This window comes from Pseudoalteromonas sp. SWN166, assembly GCF_015864485.1.
In the GTDB taxonomy this organism is placed as follows: Bacteria; Pseudomonadota; Gammaproteobacteria; order Enterobacterales; family Alteromonadaceae; genus Pseudoalteromonas.
This window is the reverse complement of the sequence record NZ_JADYXB010000030.1, coordinates 30,804-47,951: the sequence shown is the minus strand read 5'-3', so window position 1 is coordinate 47,951 and position 17,148 is coordinate 30,804. Positions and strand designations below refer to the sequence as shown.

14 protein-coding genes and 4 tRNA genes are annotated in these 17,148 nt (G+C 39.7%); 4 read left to right on the top strand and 14 right to left on the bottom strand.

The genetic code is table 11. The features are described 5' to 3' along the window. The 8 genes from I6F49_RS15595 to murB form a co-directional block, all read right to left on the bottom strand. On the bottom strand, positions 1-157 hold a 157-nt coding region (locus I6F49_RS15595), incomplete at its 3' end, for a GTP-binding protein (RefSeq protein ID WP_231609672.1). Positions 158-285: 128 nt separating this feature from the next. Beyond that, positions 286-361, bottom strand: a tRNA-Thr gene (locus I6F49_RS15590). An 11-nt stretch (positions 362-372) separates the two neighbouring features. After that, positions 373-447, bottom strand: a tRNA-Gly gene (locus I6F49_RS15585). 44 nt (positions 448-491) lie between these two features. Continuing rightward, positions 492-576: transfer RNA gene (locus I6F49_RS15580), tRNA-Tyr, on the bottom strand. Positions 577-616: 40 nt separating this feature from the next. Beyond that, positions 617-692, bottom strand: a tRNA-Thr gene (locus I6F49_RS15575). A gap of 126 nt (positions 693-818) precedes the next feature. Then, positions 819-1,529 (bottom strand): type III pantothenate kinase, encoded by a 711-nt coding sequence (locus tag I6F49_RS15570; protein ID WP_197181260.1) that lies wholly within the window; start codon positions 1,527-1,529, stop codon positions 819-821. Further along, positions 1,526-2,518 (bottom strand): bifunctional biotin--[acetyl-CoA-carboxylase] ligase/biotin operon repressor BirA, encoded by a 993-nt coding sequence (gene birA / locus I6F49_RS15565; protein WP_197181259.1) that lies wholly within the window; start codon positions 2,516-2,518, stop codon positions 1,526-1,528. The genes I6F49_RS15570 and birA overlap by 4 nt, the downstream gene beginning before the upstream one ends. Next, positions 2,515-3,525, bottom strand: a complete 1,011-nt coding sequence (murB, locus tag I6F49_RS15560) for a UDP-N-acetylmuramate dehydrogenase (RefSeq protein ID WP_197181258.1) — start codon at positions 3,523-3,525, stop codon at positions 2,515-2,517. Before murB ends, birA begins: the two co-directional genes overlap by 4 nt. Positions 3,526-3,668: 143 nt before the next feature. Between murB and I6F49_RS15555 the strand changes: the two genes are divergently transcribed. After that, complete coding sequence (locus tag I6F49_RS15555) at positions 3,669-5,510, top strand: M1 family metallopeptidase (RefSeq protein WP_197181262.1); 1,842 nt, start codon at positions 3,669-3,671, stop codon at positions 5,508-5,510. 57 nt (positions 5,511-5,567) lie between these two features. On the opposite strand, the gene I6F49_RS15550 is transcribed toward I6F49_RS15555, so the two are convergent. Then, complete coding sequence (locus I6F49_RS15550; RefSeq protein ID WP_197181257.1) at positions 5,568-6,167, bottom strand: DUF2057 domain-containing protein; 600 nt, start codon at positions 6,165-6,167, stop codon at positions 5,568-5,570. Between the two features lie 92 nt (positions 6,168-6,259). Here I6F49_RS15550 and I6F49_RS15545 point away from each other — a divergent pair, with 92 nt between their 5' ends. The 3 genes from I6F49_RS15545 (at position 6,260) to I6F49_RS15535 (ending at position 9,832) form a co-directional block, all read left to right on the top strand. Further along, the gene (locus I6F49_RS15545) at positions 6,260-6,628 is read left to right on the top strand and encodes a histidine triad nucleotide-binding protein (RefSeq protein ID WP_166421751.1); all 369 of its coding nucleotides are present in this window, start codon (positions 6,260-6,262) and stop codon (positions 6,626-6,628) included. 222 nt (positions 6,629-6,850) lie between these two features. Continuing rightward, on the top strand, positions 6,851-7,507 hold the full coding sequence (locus I6F49_RS15540; protein ID WP_077536419.1) for a helix-turn-helix transcriptional regulator: 657 nt from the start codon (positions 6,851-6,853) through the stop codon (positions 7,505-7,507). Between the two features lie 168 nt (positions 7,508-7,675). After that, entirely contained in the window at positions 7,676-9,832 is a 2,157-nt protein-coding gene (locus I6F49_RS15535) for a response regulator (RefSeq protein WP_197181256.1), read from the top strand. A gap of 10 nt (positions 9,833-9,842) precedes the next feature. On the opposite strand, the gene I6F49_RS15530 is transcribed toward I6F49_RS15535, so the two are convergent. The 5 genes from I6F49_RS15530 to I6F49_RS15510 form a co-directional block, all read right to left on the bottom strand. After that, the gene (locus I6F49_RS15530) at positions 9,843-11,258 is read right to left on the bottom strand and encodes a mannose-1-phosphate guanylyltransferase/mannose-6-phosphate isomerase (protein WP_197181255.1); all 1,416 of its coding nucleotides are present in this window, start codon (positions 11,256-11,258) and stop codon (positions 9,843-9,845) included. A gap of 76 nt (positions 11,259-11,334) precedes the next feature. After that, positions 11,335-12,108, bottom strand: coding sequence for an amidohydrolase (locus I6F49_RS15525; protein ID WP_197181254.1), 774 nt, complete (start codon positions 12,106-12,108; stop codon positions 11,335-11,337). Next, entirely contained in the window at positions 12,096-13,238 is a 1,143-nt protein-coding gene (locus I6F49_RS15520) for a methionine aminotransferase (RefSeq protein WP_197181253.1), read from the bottom strand. The genes I6F49_RS15525 and I6F49_RS15520 overlap by 13 nt, the downstream gene beginning before the upstream one ends. 276 nt (positions 13,239-13,514) lie before the next feature. Continuing rightward, positions 13,515-14,996: an FMN-binding glutamate synthase family protein gene (locus tag I6F49_RS15515; RefSeq protein ID WP_166421469.1), complete on the bottom strand. Its 1,482-nt coding sequence runs from the start codon at positions 14,994-14,996 to the stop codon at positions 13,515-13,517. Between the two features lie 177 nt (positions 14,997-15,173). Further along, positions 15,174-16,952, bottom strand: a complete 1,779-nt coding sequence (locus I6F49_RS15510) for a DUF885 domain-containing protein (RefSeq protein WP_197181261.1) — start codon at positions 16,950-16,952, stop codon at positions 15,174-15,176. Positions 16,953-17,148: the final 196 nt, after the last annotated feature.

Sequence of the window (17,148 nt, the reverse complement as noted above, 5' to 3'; positions counted from 1 at the left end):
CGTTGTCGATTGATGCGAAATCTTTAGCAACACCGCCGTATACTTTTGCAAGTACGTTAGTGATTGCTGCAGTTAGTGTAGTTTTACCGTGGTCAACGTGGCCGATTGTACCAACGTTTACGTGCGGTTTTACGCGTTCAAACTTTTCTTTTGCCATGACGGAACCTATCAGTTTTGTGTATCTAAATTACATATGAAAATAATCCACCAGAGGTAGATTAAGTTAATTTTTTCAAATAGTATTTTCTGACAGATAAAGGAAGTAATCAAGGAGATTCTTAGGACTGGTGCTGATAGGCAGAGTCGAACTGCCGACCTCACCCTTACCAAGGGTGCGCTCTACCAACTGAGCTATATCAGCAACACAAGAACTGGAGCGGGCAGCGGGAATCGAACCCGCATCATCAGCTTGGAAGGCTGAGGTAATAGCCATTATACGATGCCCGCATAAAAATCTGTTCTTAAACTACCTCTAACCGTCAAGAATAAAGTGGTGGAGGGAGCTGGATTCGAACCAGCGAAGGCTGAGCCGTCAGATTTACAGTCTGATCCCTTTGGCCGCTCGGGAACCCCTCCACGATAATTCTCTACTAATTCACTTCCGGTAAAAGGAAAGTGGTGCCGACTAACCGAGTCGAACGGTTGACCTACTGATTACAAGTCAGTTGCTCTACCAGCTGAGCTAAGTCGGCACTGCTTTAGTACGGGGCGAGATATTAGAGTAAGGTTTATTGGGATGCAACAATAAAATTAAAAAAAGTGTAAATTTTTAGTTTAAATGCTCAATATTCACGCGAAAACGCGTTTTTTGCACTTTTTTATCGTATTTTACTGAGTTGATGCCAATAATTTAATCCCTTCATTACGAGCAATGAATCAAAAATACTGCCTGCAAATTGTTGTTGTAATAGCGAGCCATAGCCACCAGCAAAAATAATTTGTGTTGCTTGTTCTGTTTTTTGAGCCGTTAAATTCAGCTTAGCTTGCTCAATTGCCCCGATGGTTGCCACTAAGGCACCGTTTTTTAAACCATTTGGCGTGTTTTTACCCAGTTCATTAGTAAACGGTGTTTTACCGTCATCAAAAACACGTTGGGTGTTTTGTGTAAGCGATGAGGTCATTAAATCAAGCCCGGGTAAAATCCAGCCACCCAAATGTTGTCCTTCGCCATTAAGCACGTCAATTGTGGTCGCGGTGCCTGCATCAACAACAATACATGCTTTATGTGGGTATAACTTAAAGCCTGCAATAAGCGCAAGCCACCTGTCTATGCCTAAGTTACCCACATGCTCGTAAGCGCAGATTAATCCTCCAAGCGTTTTGGTTACCTTAGCTTCAAAGCAAATGATATTATTGCTAGCCGCTTGCGCGAAAATATCGCTCAGTAAATCACTGCGCCCTACGCACGCATAAATCACTTCGGTTATTTGCAACCAAGGTAGGTTATTTATATCTACTGGTTGTGCTTGCTCGTTATGCCACAGCACAGCTTTTAGTGATGTATTTCCTACGTCGATCAGTAATCTCATACTTGCGCCTTTCGAAGAGAGACTTCCCCACCGTAATAACTTTTTACTTCACCATCTTGGCGAATTCGTATTCCACCTTGTGGGTCAATGCCTTCACATATTCCACGCCAGCTTCTGTGCCCAGTATTTAGCTCAACGTATTCGCCAGCAAACGCATTGAGTGAATTCCATTGCTCATACATATTTTGCAAACCAGTTTGACGATACTTTGCTAAACGCTGCTCTAAGTGGTGAGTAAGCGACGCCACCAGCTGGTTTTTATCAAGCTTTTGAGTATGTTGATTTAAGTCGGTCCACGCTTGGTCTATATGTTGGCTAAAACTCTCAGGCATTTGTAAATTAATACCTATACCAATCACTAACTGACAAGGTCCTTGCGGCTGTCCGTCGAGTTCAACCAATACACCTGCAAGTTTTTGTTTATTTATATAAATATCGTTAGGCCATTTAAGCTCTACGTCAATTTGGTATAACGCTTTAATTGCATCATAAACAGCAAGGCCTACCGCAATTGATACACCCATTGCAGCTTGAAGCCCGTCATCTAAACGCCAAAAATAACTGTAATACAAATTAGCGCCAAATGGGGATTGCCAAACACGGCCACGTCGGCCGCGCCCTGCTTGCTGCATTTCGGCAACAATAACAGTACCAGACTCAAGCGCTGTTTTAGCCTGTATGCGGCGCATAAGCTCGCTGTTGGTCGAATCTATAATAGGGTGTACTTCTACATTGGCCGTATGATCACCTAACGCTTTGTAGTGCTGATCAATTTGTATTTTATTTAAAAGGCCCACTTGGCTATTCAAGCAATAGCCTTTGCCGGTTACTTTAAAAATATCCAAGCCCATTTCTTGTAACGTTTTAATATGTTTACTAACCGCAGATCGGCTAATTCCTAGCTTTTCACCCAAGGCTTGGCCAGATACAAAGCCCCCTTGGTTGAGTGCATTTAAAATAGCGAGTTTGTTTCCATCAGGTGCTTTCATTGTATTGGCTCCACACTAATATGGCATTCGCTAGTTTGATTAATTAAACGTACTTCGTGCTCAAGCATAATGTTGTAGCGTGTATAAACAACTTGCTGAATATGTTTAATCATTTTTATTAGGTCACTGCCTTCACTATTTCCGTGATTAACAAGCACTAGCGCTTGTTGTTGATGCACTTCTATACCGGCCTCGCGGTATCCTTTTAAACCACTTTGATCGATTAACCAACCAGCCGCTACTTTGTGATGGCTGTGCCCATATTCGTAATGGGGTAAATCTGCAAATTGTTTTAATAGCTCAGCTAACTGGGGGTTAGTTATTATTGGGTTTTTAAAAAAACTGCCCGCATTTGGCAATGTATATGGGTTTGGTAATTTACTATTACGCGTTTTTATAACCTGCTCAAACACTGCTTGCGGTGTAATAACATCTAGCTGCTGCAAAGGCCCATAACTTAAAACTGGTTGCCACTTTTTTGGAAGCGCTAAATGCACTTGCGTGATCACCGCTTTATTTTTAAGGTCATGTTTAAATATTGAGTCTCTGTAGGCAAATTCACATTGTGTATTATTTAGCGAGTGCATAGTTTTAGTGGTTATATCAAAGTATTCTACCAACTCAATAAATTTAGCTATCTCAACGCCATAAGCACCAATATTTTGTACCGGCGATGCACCCACTGTGCCCGGTATAAGTGCTAGATTTTCAAGCCCGGGAATATTTTTATCAAGTAAGTAACTTACTAACTTATGCCAGTTTTCGCCTGCGGCAACACTTACTAACACATCACTTTCACGCTCGGTAATTTGAATACCTTTGGTTGCCATTTTAATAACGCTACCAACGTAATCGTCTAAAAATATAGTATTACTGCCCTCACCTAATAAGCAAAATGACGTGTTAAAGCTTTGCGTTTTAAGCTGCTCAAGCTGAGTAATTTCAACAAAATTTTGGCATTGGCTGTTTAATGCGAATGTATGTAAGGAGTGTAATGAATGCGCCACAAAGCTCTCTAAAAATACCGGTAACTAATCGCAATAGTTTACCTCATCGTCGCAAATGTGGCACTAGATTGTAAAAATCACTCAACCCACCGTGCCAATCGTGATATAAAACCATCACTTTTTTATTTGTGTTCAGAGTAATGATGAAAATTAAACCTCTTTTTTTAAGCCTCGCTATGGCGGGTATGTGTTCGCAAGCAATGGCTAATGCGATTGACCAAAACTCGTATGCTAACCTTGATGATGTTGTTACTACTCACTTAAACCTTGATTTAGATGTCGACTTTGCCGACAAGCAGTTAGAAGGTTTTGTTGAGCATACTCTTCATTGGAACAACAGCAAAAGTAGAACGCTTGTACTTGATACCCGCGACTTAGACATTGATAAAGTAATGTACAAAGATCAAAGCGGTAACTGGAAAAAAGCAACTTTTGATTTAGCTAAGCGTGATGACGTTAAAGGTTCAAAGCTTACTATTAAGTTTAAAAACCAAGCTGAAGTAGTGCGCATTTATTACAACAGTCGTCCAGAAGCATCTGGCCTGCAATGGTTAACACCAGAGCAAACGGCAAGTAAAACGCATCCGTTTATGTACAGCCAATCGCAAGCAATTCATGCGCGTAGTTGGATCCCAGTGCAAGATACACCTGCAATGCGTGTAACTTACTCTGCGCGAATTCATACACCAAAAGATATACGTGCTGTAATGAGTGCCGATAACAAAGATGCGCTTTATAAAGATGGCGACTACATTTTTGATATGCCACAAGCAATTTCACCTTACCTAATTGCGATTGGCGCAGGTAATTTAGAATTTAAAGCAATGTCGCGTCAAACGGGTATATTTGCTGAGCCAACTATTTTAGATGCCTCAGTTGCTGAATTTGACGACACCCAAGCTATGATCGACAAAACAAACGCTATGTACGGCGAATATGCGTGGGGCCGTTACGACTTACTAATGCTGCCGCCTAGCTTCCCGTTTGGTGGCATGGAAAATCCACGCTTATCGTTTATAACTCCAACGGTTGTTGCTGGTGATAAAAGCTTAGTTAACCTTATTGCCCATGAGCTTGCTCATTCTTGGTCAGGTAACTTAGTAACTAACGCAACGTGGGAAGATTTATGGTTAAACGAAGGTTTTACCTCGTACGTTGAAAACCGCATTATGGAAGAAGTATTTGGTCGTGACCGTGCGGTTATGGAACAAGCACTTGATTCTGCATCACTGCGTGCGCAAATTAAAACAATTGATGCACCAGATACACGCCTTAATTTAAAACTTAATGGCCGCGACCCAGACGATGCGTTTAGCTCAGTGCCTTACACTAAAGGTCAGTTATTTTTAATCTATCTAGAAAACAAATATGGTCGCGATAAGTTTGACCCATTTGTAAAAGCGTACTTTAAAGAGTTTTCGTTTAAATCACTGACTACTGCACAATTTGTTACTTACTTAAAAGCTAACTTAATTGAGAAGTACCCTGGTGTTGTAAGTATGGATAAAGTAAACGAATGGATTTTTGAGCCTGGCTTACCAAGTGATGCACCAAACCCTACTTCTGATGCATTTGATAAAGTAGATACTGCAACAGCAGCATGGTTGAAAGGCGACACAACAGCAGCTCAACTACCAACGGCTGATTGGTCTGTACATGAGTGGCTACACTTTTTAAATAACTTACCACGTGATTTAAGCCAAGAGCACATGGTTGAGCTAGACTCAGAGTTTAACTTAACGCAGTCAACTAATGCTGAACGTGCATTTGCTTGGTTTATGCTAGCTGTAGGCAATGGTTATCAACCAATTTATCCTGCGCTTAATAAGCACTTATCAGGTATTGGCCGTCGTAAATTAATTGTGCCGTTATATAAATCACTTATCACTAACGGTAAAAAAGAGTGGGCACAAAGCGTGTACTTAAAAGCGCGCCCAGGGTATCACCCACTTGCACAAGGTACTATTGACGCATTGTTTGAATAAATAGCGTTAATTAGAAACTAAAAAGGGCCAAGTTTGGCCCTTTTGTTTGTCTGTACTTTAATTTTTCACTTTTTCTAAAAAAGCTTTACGCTCTGCCGTTGTGGCTTGCTGCCACCAAAAATCAAGCATTTGTGGCGCACTTGGCATACCCTTACCTGTAACTGGTGCTATTGGCTTTATTGGTCGGCTTGGACGTGAAGGCCCTGCTGGCACTGTATTTTTCATTACCGGTTTATTACTTGCTAACTGCGTATCAGGAATAACACTTAATGGTTTAGCAATGGCGCTATTTTTGGCTTTTAAGCTCACTTGAGGGGCTTCTGCAAATACTTTTGCAGATACTGCATTTTCCGCTCGATTAAACACTAAGGTATAATCTTTACCCGCTTCAATAGTTACATCAACCCAAAATGGCTCAGACTCCACAACTTCATGCGTGTCATAATCATCTTCATATAAATCGGTGTACTTTAGCCTAAGCTGATAAGTGCCTGGTGCAAGCTCTACATCATCAATACGGCTAAACAAAGAGCTTTCTAGCATGCGGTCACCCACTTGCAGTGGTACAAACTCTTCTGGAAAGTGAATATTTTCAGCATTAGCCGAAAAACTAACTAGTAATGCAACGACACTACTTATTAAAATTGGTTTAAGCATATTAACTCCTTTATTTGATTTCAGTTTGACACTGCTTTGAAAGTTTGTCATTAGTGAGCTTAAATTTCATAACACTTAATTAGGAACACACTATGAGCCAAGAAACTATTTTTACCAAAATAATTAATCGTGAAATTCCAGCCGATATCGTTTATGAAGATGAAGACACTCTCGCATTTAAAGATATAAACCCACAAGCGCCTTTTCACGTGTTAATTATCCCAAAAAAAGCAATTGCCACTATAAATGATATAAACCCTGAAAACTCACACTTAGTAGGCAACTTATACGTTGTTGCGGCTAAATTAGCTAAACAGCATAATTTTTCTGATGACGGATACCGCGTGGTTATGAACTGTAACGAGCATGGAGGGCAAACTGTTTATCACATACATTTACATATGCTTGGCGGTAAAGAAATGGGATGGCCACCTTATCAAAGTACAAAAAAAGTAAATTAATTAAAATTTTTTTGTTACTTTATTCTGCTCAAGTAATTAGTTACAAATATTATGATTTTTCATGAGCATAAAGTGAGAAATAGTTACTTATTTGCAACATTTTATGTTTAAATAATTGTAAAATCGTATTTGTTATTGAGTACACCAGCGACTTTCTAATACTAAAGGTGTGGAAGTCGTGATAAACTCAACCAGTCAGCTTTATAAAAGAGTATAAAAAACATGAGCAGTTCAGCCTTTTTGTTATTAGATAAAGAGCCAATTAACACTATTGGCATAAACGTTTTAGAACCTTTGTTAAAAACGCAAGGCCTTGACGTAACCACAGGTACGAACATTTTAGATATACCTGAAGGGACTCGACTTTTGTTTATTGAAACATCAAGTAAAGATGCATGGGGTAAACTAAAAGAACAACTAGTAAACCTGCGTATTAAATGCGATATCATATTATTCAACCTAGACGAAAACCCAGAGCTTGCTAATCGCGCGCTTTTAAGCGGTATTCGCGGCGTATTTTATACAACCGATAACGCGGATGTATTAATGAAAGGTATACGCCTACTAATGGAAGATCAACTTTGGTATCGTCGCGATATTATGTGTAATGCATTAAATCGTATGTTGCAGTTTAACAAAGACGCACTGCACAAACTGACTGAAGGTGATATAGAGCCAGTTAAACTTACTAAGCGAGAAAAAGCAATTATCTCATTAATGAGTAATGGCTCTAAAAATAAAGAAATCGCTGAAGAACTTAGCATTAGCCCACATACTGTAAAAACACATTTATACAGTGCATTTAGAAAAACTAAATGTCGTAACCGTATTGAGCTACTGTCTTGGGCACAACAAAATATACCTGACGAAATTCGCTAAATACATATTTTGACTAAATATACAAAAACAGACACTTAAGTGTCTGTTTTTGTATGTGTTACATATTTATTTAATACCAATTCGCTTACTAAGTTAACTACTTTGAGGATTGGTATAACTGTATACTTTTGATAATCTTGGTTTAAAAATTACTTTGCTGGAATATTAATGCTCGATTCTTTCACTCTTTACTTTGCCAGCATAGCCATTATGGTTGTAATGACCTTACTTAACTTTTTAACATGGCGAACAAACAAACAAATCCCAGGCACACTGCTATACATTTTTTATCCTCTATTACTATTAGGTTCTGTTATTGGCTTTACTCTTGTTGGTGAGGCACATAATTTAGTTATTATTAGCGTAGCGAGTAGCATGATGTTTGCCGCATCAGTAGTTCATTGCCTTTCACTCAGTCAGTTTTTAAACTATCACGGTATAGGTTTTAAATTACTTTGCTCCGTTACCGCTTTTAGCGCTATAACGCTTGGTTATTACACCTTTTTTGACCCATCTTTGCGCGAAAGAATTATTGCATCCGATTTACAGCACATAGCAGAAGCTGGGTTTTTACTCTTTATATTTATTAAATATGCCCGCAAGCCTTATCCTAACGGCAGCATTGTATACATAACCATTTTAACGCTTGTTACTTTTAGCTTTATTGGCCGCTTGTTATTCATGGATAACATTGAACAAAAAAACCTTTTAACAAACGGCTGGTTTAGCGCTTTATTATTTTTGAATGGCGTGATTGCACCGATGTTTTACGCTTCGGGTATGGCGCTATTATGTAATGAGCGCAGAGAGCAGCACCTTAATAAATTAGCCGATAAAGCACAAAAAGATTTAGAGATACGCGGACTCTTTTTATCAACGATAAGCCACGAAATTCGTACCCCACTTAACGGTATTTTAGGCAGCGCTCAACTTGTTATGAACCAAACAAGTGATACACGCAATAAAGCTTACTGCGAGGCAATTATAAATTCTGCCGAATCACTTAACTTATTGGTAGATAAAGTCCTTGATTACGCGAGCCTTGATCAAAGTGATGAAGCGCTTTACGAAGAAGATGTAGAGTTTAAAACATGGCTTAATAATTTATGCTTATTACTAAGCCCACTCGCCGAGCAAAAACAGCTCAAGTTTGAGCTAATATGTAATATCCCAGAGCAAGCCTGTTATTACTGTGACCAACAAAAGCTTAGGCAAATAATTATTAATTTAGTGGGTAATGCAATTAAGTTTACAGACCACGGAACCGTTAAAATTCAGGTTGATTTAGTCTTAGAAAAGCAACTTGAACATACCATAAAAATTAGCGTAAAAGATTCAGGACCAGGAATTGAGAACGATGAGATAGCCTACTTAACAGAACCTTATGTGCAAAGTAGTGCAGGGAAAGAGAAAGGCGGTACCGGCCTTGGCTTAGCTATTACCAGCCGCTTACTTGAAAAGCTGAGTAGCCGACTCGAAATAGCCAGCCAGCTTGGTACAGGCAGTGTATTTAGCTTTACCATCACGTTTGCTTTAGGCGAATTAAGTCTTGTAGAGCAGCGTCATCAAACTAAAGATTACTTAACAGGTCTTGATGTATTACTGGTTGAAGATTTAGATTTAAATCAAAAAATTGCTATAGAATTTATGGCCGACGATGAGCACAAAATTAAGCTCGCAAAAGATGGGAAAAGCGCAATAGAACTCATGCAAGCTCATCACTTTGATGTTGTTTTACTTGATATGAACCTACCTGATTTAACAGGCCAAGAAGTACTTAAACGTCTAAAACGCATTGATCATAAAAATCAACGAACTCCAGTACTCGCATTTACTGCAAGCCTTAGCCCTGACGAGGTAAAAGAATATTTAGAATTAGGAATAAAAGACATTGTAGGCAAGCCTATTAAGCACGAGAAGCTTCGCCAAGCACTTAGCGACTCTCAATCCAATCAAACCGCTAACATAGCCGTAGAATTAATTGATACCTTGTATGACAAAACAGCAGCCGAAACACTCACCAGCTCGTTTAGTGAAGATGAAGTATCTTCAATTTATAATGAATTTGTGCTTTCGGCGCGTAACAAGCTAATTCGCTGTCAAAAGCTCATTGATCAACATCCCGAGCAATGCATTAAACTTTTACATCGCCAAGCAAGTACCGCGCTGCAGTTGGGTTTTAATCGCTATGGTATAGAGCTTAAAAAAATAGAGCGCCGTTTACTCGATAAAAAACCACACAATAACATGCTTGATGAAGCGTTAGATCTGTGGCAACGAAGCTTAGAGCAATATTTAAAGTTTGTGCGTGGGCAGTTAGAGTAATAGCTAATTATTAGCCTCTTCCATATTTATCATCAAATCGCTCTATATCGCTTTCATCAAGTACAGCACCGGTTTGCACTTCAATGACAATTAACGGCTCTTTTTGATTATTAGCCAAGCTATGAATTTGTTTTGCGGCGATATAACACGATTGGTCATGCGTTAGCGTATGCGCTTGCTCGTTAATACATACATTTGCAATACCCGAAACCACAACCCAATGTTCGGCTCGGTGCTGATGGCGCTGCGTCGAAAGCTTAGCACCGCTGTTAACAGTGATTTTTTTAACTTTAAAGCCAGCGCCTTCAACTAAAGTACGGTAATTTCCCCATGGGCGAAAAACGACTTGATGGTGGCTAAGTTTATCAGCCTGTGTTGTCGCAACTTGCTTAAGCAACAAAGGCAGTAAATCTAGCTCATTTTGATTTGCTATTAACGTGGCATCATGAGTATGAATAATCGCTAAATCACTTACTCCAAGCGTGGCAATTGTGTGCTCCGCTTCGTTTATTACTAAGTTGTTAGTGCTTTTTTGAGCCATATAATTAGCATTTAAACTATTACCGTGTTCATCTTTTTTTGTAAGTGCATCAAGAGATGAAAAACTACCTACGTCACTCCATTGTAAGTCAACCGGCATGACGATTACGTTATTGCTGCGCTCTAAAATAGCGTAGTCAATTGAATCACTTGGGCAATGCTCAAGTGCACTGTTGCTTGGGCGGGTAAACCCTAAATCTTTAGTAAACTGTGCCGCTGCAGCTACGCTCTTTGCTATTTTTGGGGCAAACCGTTCGAGCTCTTTTAAGTATGCCGCTGGGGTAAATAAAAACATGCCGCTATTCCAGCTATAACCACCTTGGGTTAAATAACGTTTCGCTGTATCTAGGTTAGGCTTTTCTTTAAATTGAGCAACATCGTAACAACCCGTACCGGCAATAGCCGCGCCTTGTTTTATATAGCCATAGCCAGTATGTGGCTCTGTAGGCGTAATCGAAAACGTAACAAGCTTTCCTTGCTCGGCAAGTTTTACAGCTTCAGGGAGCTTAGTAGTTAATACATCAAAGTTTTCAATATGGTGATCGGCAGGCATCACTAATAACGGTCCGGTAATCCCATTTTGCAGTGCATAGTGGGCGGCTAATGCGATGGCTGGCGCGGTATTTTTACCTTTGGGTTCGAGTAATAATGCAGTAGGAGTTGAGCTTGCGGCTTGCTCTGCGGCAATAAATCGGTGCTGCTCATTACACACTAAAATAGCGTTATCGAACAAGTTATTAGAAACTCGCGCTAATGTACTTTGCAGTAATGACGTGTTTTCACTAAGTAGTGGTAAAAATTGTTTAGGCATTGCTTGGCGAGAAAGCGGCCACAAGCGAGAGCCTATGCCACCGGCTAAAATTACAGGAGTGATCAAAGTGTTCATAATGTACATTAGCCGCCAACAAAAAATATCAGCGACTATTTTAACACTTTATTGGCTCTGCACTAAATTAACGTATTTATATTAATGTAAAAGAGTCAGCGTCTAAGTAAGCAGGAAACGCTGCTTTAAACTCATCCAGTGGTGCTTTTTCAAGTGTTATAGTAACTAGCTGCTCAGTGTTATCTTGCGCTTTAGTTAAGGCATCGCCTTTAAAGTCGTATACCGCTGTACCGCCATTGTGCGAGGCACCATTACCGTCTTCCCCCACGCGATTAACGCCTACTACGTAGCATAGGTTTTCCATTGCACGCGCCATAAGTAACGTATCCCAAATATGGCGGCGTACAGCAGGCCAATTTGCTACGTTTATCATTACATCGTAGTCGTTATTATTGCGTTGAAATACCGGAAAACGCAGGTCGTAACATACCTGTGGTAACAATTTAAAGCCGTTGATTTCAAAAATTTTGCGCGCTTGCCCTGCTACAACGTAGTCACCCTCACTGCCTAGACGAAATAAATGGCGCTTATCGTAATAACTCACCTCTCCATCGGGCTTTACCCAATAAAACCGATTGGCTTTTTTATCACCTTGTGCAACAAGTACTGAACCCGCAATAACCGCATTATGTTTATGAGCCTGCGCCTTTAACCAAGTAAGTACTTTACCGTTTTCGGGCTCTGCACAATCTAAATTAATAGCAAAGCCAGTCGAAAATGTTTCGGGCAGTAAAATAAGATCGGGCTGATGCGTAATTGCTTCAAGCTGCTTATTAAACATGGCTAAATTAGCATCTTTATCAAGCCAATAAAGCGAGCTTTGCAATGCTGTAATGGTTAAAGTTGACATAATATTTGCGCAGCCTCTATGAGAGTGTTGTCGTTTTTAGCAAAGCATAAACGAATTACTTTGTCGGTTGGTGGATTTTGATAAAAAACACTTAGCGGAATAGCCGCAACACCGGCTTGCTCAACTAACCAATGGCAAAATTCAACATCGTTTAAATCCGATACATCGCTGTAATCTAACAATAAAAAGTAAGTGCCTTGGCTAGGTAAAATCTTAAAACGGCTGTTACTTAAATGACTCGCTAATAAGTCGCGTTTTTGCTGATAAAACCCACTTAGCTCATCTATATGCTCGCCTTGCTGCTCGAGCATATCGGCAAGCGCATGTTGGGCAGGCGTAAAACTCGAAAACGTAACATACTGATGAATTTTTCTAAATTCGACTGCTAAATCAGCAGGTGCAATGCAATAACCCATTTTCCAGCCCGTGCTGTGAAACGTTTTGCCAAAACTCGATATAACAAAGCTTTTGGCAAATAATTCATCATCGCGTAATACACTTAAATGCGGCTGATCATCAAACGTAATATGCTCATATACCTCGTCGCTTATTACATATATTTTGTGAGTACCAACTAACTCTTTAAGCTCTTTTAAATCTTGCGCCTGCAATATTTTACCGCTCGGGTTATGCGGTGTATTAATAATAATTGCACGGGTGTTTTTAGTCATTGCTTGGCTCACTATCTGCCAATCAATTGTGTAATTTGGTGCACTTAAAGCAATGTGTATTGCCTTACCCCCAGCAAGTTCAATTGCAGGTTGGTAAGAGTCATATGCAGGGTCAAATACAATCACTTCATCATTGGGCCGTACAATTGTTTGAATAGCCACAAACAATGCCTCTGTTGCGCCTGAGGTAACTGTAACCTGCTCCGAGGCGTTTATATCAGCTGCATATTTGCGCTTTGCTAAATCAGCAATTTGTTGCTGTAATCGAGGTACGCCACTAGAAGGTGAATATTGATTAACGCCTTGCTGCACATAATAATTTAGCTGCGTTTTTAAAAGTTCAGGAGCATCGAACTCAGGAAAACCTTGAGAGAGATTAATTGCCGAAAACTCATTAGCCAACCCACTCATTTGGCTAAATATACTAACGCCTAAATTTGGTAATTTACTTTCAAACACGTGATGCCCTTAATGATGGTTTTGCGCTTAAAGCGATGCTATCACTGCTTTAAATAAAAGTGTAGCCGCCAAAAGGTAATTAGCTTTACGCTCATTAGTGAGGAGTTATGCAAAACAATGCCACAACGAGCCAGTTATTATATGCGGCAACAAAGAAGCACTTTTTAGTTTATTAATAAGCTAATTAAACTGAAAAAGGCGCTATTAGCGCCTTTTTATTTAATCTAAGCTTTGGATAGTAAATCTATCTTAAGCGGAGTTAAGGTTAGTTAAAACTTACTGATAATTTTCGTAAATTTTATCCAGCGGCTCTGAAAGCCCACTTTCTTGGACTATTCGAACATGTTTACGGCCTAACTCACGCGCACTAGTTACACCACATGAGTGAGCAATTAAACCGGCTCCGTAATGAATGTACTTATTATAGTTAGCTACGCGCTGCGCCTTATCAGCTACATTGAGACCTTTTTGTAAATGTGTATTGTGCGTAGTAATCCCTGTAGGGCAGGTATCTTTATTGCATTGCATAGCTTGAATACACCCTAGTGCAAACATATGACCACGAGCTGATACAACAAAATCAGCACCGAGCGCTAATGCCCATGCAACCTTTGATGGAACGATTAATTTACCCGAAGCAATAATTTTTACGCGCTCTCTAAGGCCATGCTTTTCAAGCATATTAACGACAAGCGGCAAGCTTTCGCGAAGAGGTAAACCCACTGAATCCATAAGCGGTTGCGGTGCAGCACCGGTACCACCGTCTGCACTATCAATTGTTATAAAATCAGGGGCTGATTCAACACCACGGTGATTTATTTCTGCAAATAAAGTTTCTAACCACGTGTAGTCACCTATAACCGCTTTAAAGCCCGTTGGCTTACCGGTGGCATTACGCACAGTGGCAATCATATCGAGAATATCACTTGGCTTTTTAATTTCAGGATGCCCATTAGGACTAATCGAATCCTGCCCTTCTGGAATACCTCTGATTTTAGCTATCTCGGCATTAACTTTACGTCCTGGAAGCATTCCGCCTTTACCAGGTTTTGCACCTTGGCTCATTTTTAGTTCGAACATTTTAACCTGTTCGTGAGCTGCAATTTCTTTCAGTTTTTCGGTACTTAAATTTCCATGTTCATCACGAGCACCGTATTTAGCAGTACCAATTTGAAATACTAGGTCGGCGCCACCTTCTAAATGGTAAGGGCTTAACCCCCCTTCTCCGGTGTTCATCCAGCAACCCGCTAGTTTTGCCCCTTTTGATAAAGCACGTACAGCTGGTTTTGAAAGCGCACCAAAGCTCATGCCTGACACATTAAATAACGAATTCGTTGTGTAAGGTTTTTTACAATATGGACCCAACGTTACATTACTTGGATCGAGTGCCTCTTCATCTAGAGTAGGAAACGCACAATTCATGAACATTACCGTGCCCGTTACTTCTAAGCTTTGTGTTGAACCAAATGAAGCTGTGCGATCAACATCTTTTGCTGCGCGGTAAACCCAATTACGTTCAGCACGATTAAACGGCATTTCTTCTCTATCGAGAGCAAAAAAGTATTGTCTGAAAAATTCACCTTGGCGTTCAAAAAAATACCGGAAACGGCCAATTACTGGATAGTTACGCCTAATAGCATGTTTTGTTTGCGTAATATCACGAAAGTAAAAAACAATAATAGTAAGAACAATTAACCCAAGTGCGATAATAAAAATACTCGCAAATACGTCAATACTAAACATTATAAAACTGCTCATCTAAGGCCCCTTGATGGCTATATTTTTAAACAATACCGATTTGCCTAGTCTGTGGATATTTTGACGATTAGAGTCGTTAAAATAAGCTCTATTACTAAGTCTCTTGGTATAAAAAAGGTGTTGCTGTCAAAATGACACAACACCTTTGTTTGTTCAAGGTTTATAAGCCCTACAAAGCTAATTTTGCAGCTTAGTAAGCTCATTTTTTATGTATAAACGTACTTGTGTTTCTAATACCGACAAGGGTACTGAACCGTGGCGCAGAACCTGATGATGAAATTCGCGAATATCGAAATTTTTCCCAAGTGCTTGCTCGGCTTCAACACGCAAACGCTTAATAGTTAATTCACCAATTTTGTATGATAGTGCCTGTGCTGGCCACGATATATAACGATCTGTTTCTGTTTTAACATTATGCAGCGAAAGCGCTGTGTTCTCGCTCATAAAGTTCATTGCACGCTCGCGACTCCAGCCATACATATGCATACCCGTATCAACAACTAAACGTGCTGCTCGCCACATTTCATAAGTTAAGCGACCAAAACGACTATATGGATCTTGATAAAAGCCCGCTTCTAAACCTAAATACTCAGAGTAAAGCCCCCAGCCTTCACCAAATGCCGACAAATAGGCATCACGACGATAGCTCGGCAGATTTTCAAGCTCAGCATTGAGTGATATTTGCAAATGATGTCCCGGCACAGCTTCGTGCAGAGTCAGCGCTTCTAAAACATAAAGTGGACGTTTATCAAGCGCATAGGTATTAACCCAGTAGTATCCAGCTTCATCATCTCGATTAGAACCAGAATACCGACCGGTTGTGTATTTAGGGGCAATACTTGCTGGTACAGGTGCTACGCCATAAGGTTTTCGCGGTAAGGTATGAAATAACTTAGGCAGTTGTGCATCCATTTTTTTGGCTATGTAAGAGGCTTCTTTTAAAAGTTGTTCAGGTGTTGTTGCGTAAAACTGCGGATCAGTACGTAAAAAGTAGATAAATTCGGAAAATGTGCCTTTAAATCCCACCTCTTTAATTACATCTTCCATTTCACCGCGAATACGAGCAACTTCTTTTAAGCCTAACTCGTGAATCTCTTTTGGTGTCATGTCGGTAGTGGTGTAATACTTAGTACGGTTTTTATAAAAAGCTTTACCGTTAGGAGTTTCTGAAATACCAATACTTGTGCGAGCACCTGGCCGATACTGCTCAGTGAAAAATGTTAAGTAGCCTTTATATGCTGGTATTACTTTATTTTTTAAAACTGTTTTAGCTTGCTGTTGAAGTGCATAAAAATCACTCTCGCTTAAGCTAGCAGTGTTAGTTAAAAACGGTTTATAAAATTCTGATTGGGTTACATCATCAACAATATATGTATTTATAGAGTCTTCGTACCCTTCTAATACAGCTTTTGGTTGGGTGAGACCGGTTTCGAGTCCTTTTTTCATCCAATATATATTTTGTTGAAAAAATCGCGGTATTTGCGCCAAACGTGCAAGATATGTTTCTAAATCTTGCTCTTCTTTGTATTGAGAGCTATTAATGATGTACGACAACCCAGAGTGAAAACCGTACTCTGATGTAAGCGGCATGTAATGTGCGTTAAACACATATTCGTCCACGCTATTTTGTACCTGAGCGCGAATAATACTTAAGTTAATTTGATTTTCGTCACTCAGTTTGGCTGCGTCTACAGCATCTAAATCAGCGAGTAATTGCGTTTTATTTTTATATTGATCTGCTAAAGATTCTGGCGACAAGTTTGCTAGTAGATAACCGTCAACGCCCTTTGAACTGCTATAAGGATTTATACTTTCTCTATATTGAACAATAGATTGAGCGACTTGAGTAAACTGTTCATTCGCATTAGGCGTTGTTATTTGGCATGCACTTAGTGAGCATAAAATTGTTATACCAAGAAGAGATTGGCGAAGCGTTTTTGGTAAAGAATAATTCATTATTATGTAACTTGATGATGCAATAGATTTCATAAAACTATCGTAGGGTAAATAAATAGCAAGTAAATGAGACAGACTGACGCGCTAAAAACCTTACAATGAGTAAGTGCAATTTAAGTATTACTTACGTTAACAGAGCTAAAAACCAATCTAATTGATGAGAAAAACAGCGATTAAGCTGCTAAAGCAAAATTTA